Source organism: Microbacterium sp., assembly GCF_035554235.1.
In the GTDB taxonomy this organism is placed as follows: Bacteria; Actinomycetota; Actinomycetes; order Actinomycetales; family Microbacteriaceae; genus Microbacterium.
Window position 1 is genome coordinate 1 of record NZ_DATMIO010000210.1, and the last position, 3794, is coordinate 3794.

The 3794-nt window shown below is 66.8% G+C and carries 3 protein-coding genes and 1 pseudogene; 1 reads left to right on the forward strand and 3 read right to left on the reverse strand.

Going from position 1 to position 3794, the window contains the following annotated elements; all coding sequences use genetic code 11:
* Positions 1-112: 112 nt before the first annotated feature.
* Complete coding sequence (locus tag VNT50_RS10940) at positions 113-1033, reverse strand: AEC family transporter (protein ID WP_325485149.1); 921 nt, start codon at positions 1031-1033, stop codon at positions 113-115.
* Between the two features lie 102 nt (positions 1034-1135).
* On the reverse strand, positions 1136-2524 hold the full coding sequence (locus VNT50_RS10945; protein WP_325485150.1) for an NAD(P)/FAD-dependent oxidoreductase: 1389 nt from the start codon (positions 2522-2524) through the stop codon (positions 1136-1138).
* A 315-nt stretch (positions 2525-2839) separates the two neighbouring features.
* Here VNT50_RS10945 and VNT50_RS10950 point away from each other — a divergent pair, with 315 nt between their 5' ends.
* Positions 2840-3439: a dihydrofolate reductase family protein gene (locus VNT50_RS10950; RefSeq protein WP_325485151.1), complete on the forward strand. Its 600-nt coding sequence runs from the start codon at positions 2840-2842 to the stop codon at positions 3437-3439.
* Between the two features lie 85 nt (positions 3440-3524).
* On the opposite strand, the pseudogene VNT50_RS10955 reads toward VNT50_RS10950, so the two are convergent.
* A pseudogene (locus tag VNT50_RS10955) lies at positions 3525-3794 on the reverse strand (MBL fold metallo-hydrolase); the annotation flags it as partial.

Sequence of the window (3794 nt, forward strand, 5' to 3'; positions counted from 1 at the left end):
TTTGCAGCGGACATGAGGAGCCTTTCTGTGAACTTACTGTGAAGTTGCGCCCCCAGCGTACGCCCAGTCGGCCATCGACGGGGCACATTTCGACGCGGCGCGTCAACTCACGTCACGACAGGAGCAGCGACACGAGCAGCAGTACGGGGATGCAGCCGATCGTCGTCAGGAAGATCGTGTCGCGGGCGATCGTCTCGCCGACGTCGTACCGCTGTGCGTAATTGAAGACATTCTGGGCGGTCGGCAGGCTCGCGAGCACGACCACGATGAAGAGTTCGGCGGGGGAGAGGTGGAAGACCAGGGCGCCGAGAGCCCACGCGACGACCGGCATGACGACGAGCTTCAACCCTGTGGCGAGCATGATGTCGCGGCGCTGTCCGGACGATCTCAGCACCCGCTGTCCGTGCAGCGATATCCCATAGCTGATCAGCATGACCGGCACACAGGCATTCGCGATGAGGGTCAGCGGGTCGAGCGCGATCGGAGGCAGCTCCACTCCCGAGAGCGAGACCACGACACCGAGCGCCGACCCGATCAGCATCGGGTTGCGCAGCGTCTGCCGCATGATGCGCCCGAAGGACTTCGCGCCCGAGGTCGCGGCATCCAGCAGCGCGAGCGAGACCGGCATGAACACCAGCAGCTGCACGAGGATGACCGGTGCGGAATAGGCCGCGTTGCCGAGCAGGTAGAGCGAGATCGGGATGCCGATGTTGTTCGAGTTCACCATGCCGCTCGAGAGCGCTGCGATCACCGTGTCGCCGAGTCCGCGTCGCCACGCGAGACCGCTGAAGAGAGCCTGGATGCCGAAGACGACGGCCGCTGCGATGCCAGAGACGGGGAGCAGCGATGAGAAGAGGGTGCGCACATCGGCACCCGCGAGCACGACGAACAGCAGGAAGGGGGAGAGCACGAAGAACGTCAGGCGGCTGAGGACGTAGCGAGAGTGCTCACCCAGCAGGTTCATGCGGCCCAAGATGTAGCCGACGACGATGGCGAGCCCGACGACCGCGAAGCCCGTCAGGACGCCGAGCACGTGTGGATCCGTCTGGGGAATACGAAGACCGGCGACGAAACGACGCGGTCGCGGCGTCGCGATCTCATGCCTTCGAGCCTAGGGCAGGGCGGAGCGGCTGCTTCACGGCCGGCCAGAGACCAGGTTCGACAACGCCGCGAAGCGGGAGGTCGATGCGGAGGCGGAACGCGCCTCGCTCCGGTCGGCCAGCCGGTAGCCCAGGTAGATGGAACGGGCACCGATCCAGCGCAGCGGCTCCGGCTCCCACGAGCGCGACCGGTGGCCTACCCAGGGCAGGTCCGGGAGTCCGCTCGAGGTCTCGGTCACAAGGTCGGCGATAGTACGTCCGGCGAGGTTCGTGGCGGCGACTCCGTGCCCGACATAGCCACCGGCGGCAATCATCCGCGAGCGCTGGTCGACGGTGACCCGCGCGTTCCAGTCCCGGGGCACGCCGAGCACTCCAGACCAGCTGTCGTCGGGCGTGGAGTCGATGCCGGGGAACATCGTCTCGAGGGCGCGCGTGAGGGTGCGAAGAGTAGACGCGGGGGTCGACTGCTCGAGGTCGAAGCCGTTGCCGAAACGGTACGGAACCCCGCGGCCCCCGATCGCGATTCGGCCGTCTGCGGTGCGCTGCCCGTAGACGTAGTCGTGCGCGGCGTCACTGAGGAGCTCCTGGCCGGACCAGCCCAGGTCGCTCCAGAACGCATCCGATTGCGGCCTGGTGATCATCACCGAGCTGTTCATCGAGAGGAACTCGCGGTTACCGCCCTGCAAGGCCGTGGTGAAGCCCTCGGTAGCCCGCACGATCCAGGTGGCTTCGGCGCGGCCGGCCGCGGTCACGGCGACCCCGGGTTCGAAGTACTCGACCGGGCTGTGTTCGTATATCTGCACACCGCGGCGGATGAGCGAGGCGGCGAGTCCGTGCACGAGCTTGCCGGGATGGATGCGGGCCGCGTGCGGGTTGAAGACACCGCTCAGCACGCCGGCCACGTTCAGACGCTCCCGCACCGCAGCCGCGCCGAGCAGTTGCAGGGAGTCCTCGGGATGGGCCTTCGCGGAGCGTTCGACCTTCTCCCTCTGCCGGCGCGCCTGGGCGGGCCGGAAGGCCAGACTCAGCGTGCCGCCCTTGACGATGTCGGCGTCGATGCCGAGTGCTTCGGCCACGCTGATGCTCTCATCGACGCTGCCGCGCACCGCGTCTCGGAATCGACGGACCGCGGGCTCGCCGTAGCGGCTCGTCAGCTTGCTCTCGTGGCCCGGGATCAGGTTCGACAGCCATCCTCCGTTGCGACCAGAGGCGCCGTGGCCGATGCGGGTCGCCTCCAGCATGGCGATGGACAGCGTGCGGTCGGCCTCGAGGAGGTAGTGAGCAGTCCAGAGACCGGTCAAACCCCCGCCGACGATCACGACGTCGCGGTCGATGTCGTGAGTGAGCCGTGTCGTGTCGAGAGGCGGCAGAGACCGCATCCAGAACGGGACGCGGGCCGTCGCCGGGGTGCCCGGTGCGCTCATCGCTGATCCGGTTCGGTGGCGAGGATCGGAGACACAAAGCAAACTGTAGCGTCACTGAAGACGGTTCCAGCGCCAGAGGTCGCCTCATCCGCCTGCCATCGTGCTCGGGGCCGTGGACCCGGTTCTTCCGGGCTGCGCCCCGATCATGATGATCGCCGATAATGCACATTATGTCAGGTTGAATTCGAGAAGGGAGTCTGGCAGCGCAGGACGACGGATGATTTTCGGAGGAACTGTCGAATTCGGGTCGGTCGTGTTCGTAGCAGCAGTGAAGCCGCCTACCGGAGGCGGCGCGAACGCACGAGGATGATCACCATGAGCACCACCTTCACTGTCGACTTCTTCTCGAGCCTCGACGGCTACGGCTCAGCCGACGGCTGGACCGGATACTGGGGCAAGGAAGGCCCCGAGCTGATCGAAGATCGCGTGCGCACCTTCCAGCAGGAGCAGGTGCTCGTCTTCGGGGCGACCACGTTCCGCGAGTTCAGCGAGTTCATCAAGATCTTCGACGAGCCGTACTACGACAGCCTGACCGCGCTGCCGAAGATCGTGTTCTCCAGCACGCTCGAGGAGCCGCTCGAGTGGGAGAACTCGACGGTCCTCAATGAGGACGCGGTGACCGCGATCGAACGCCTGAAGCGCACCACCGACGTTCCGATGCGTTCGCACGGCAGCATTTCGCTGAACCGCGCGCTGCTCGCCGCCGGCCTCGTCGACAGGATCGAGGTCATGGTGTTTCCCGCGATCACCGGGCGCGCGGGCCATGCGGCCCTCTTCCACGACGGGGCGGAATTCGACCTTGAGCTGCTGGAATCGACCGTGCTCGACGGCCGCACGATGAAACTCGTCTACAAGCCGACCCCGTACGCAGGCATCCCCGAGGGCGTCGGCCCCCAGCCGCGGAAAAAGGACTGAGAGGGTCGGGCCCTTCGGACGATCGCGGCGCTGACCGGAGCCAAGGGCTCCGTGGCCGAGAGGAGCTGCCCCTCCCCGACGCGAGCTACGCCTGAAGTCGATCACGTTGGCCGGCGTGAACGTCGCGCACCCACTCCCAGCCGGGCTTGGGCGACGGACCGATTCGCTGGTCGATGGGCTCCCGCCCCTCGCGCAAAGCACCGACGTACGCACGATCCTGAGCTATGCGTGCGCGCAGCTCGTCCGCTCCCCCGACCGAGCCGTGGCCCGGGATCACGACATCGACGCCGGCAGAGACGCTCTCGAGCAGATCCAGCGCGGCGAGATAGTCCCCGATCGGGTCGGTGGCAGCCAG

What these genes read in the sequence shown, in the direction of transcription:
- VNT50_RS10945 (WP_325485150.1), bottom strand. Translation starts at nt 2,524, where the DNA reads ATGAGCGCACCGGGCACCCCGGCGACGGCCCGCGTCCCGTTCTGGATG.
- VNT50_RS10950 (WP_325485151.1), top strand. Translation starts at nt 2,840, where the DNA reads ATGAGCACCACCTTCACTGTCGACTTCTTCTCGAGCCTCGACGGCTAC.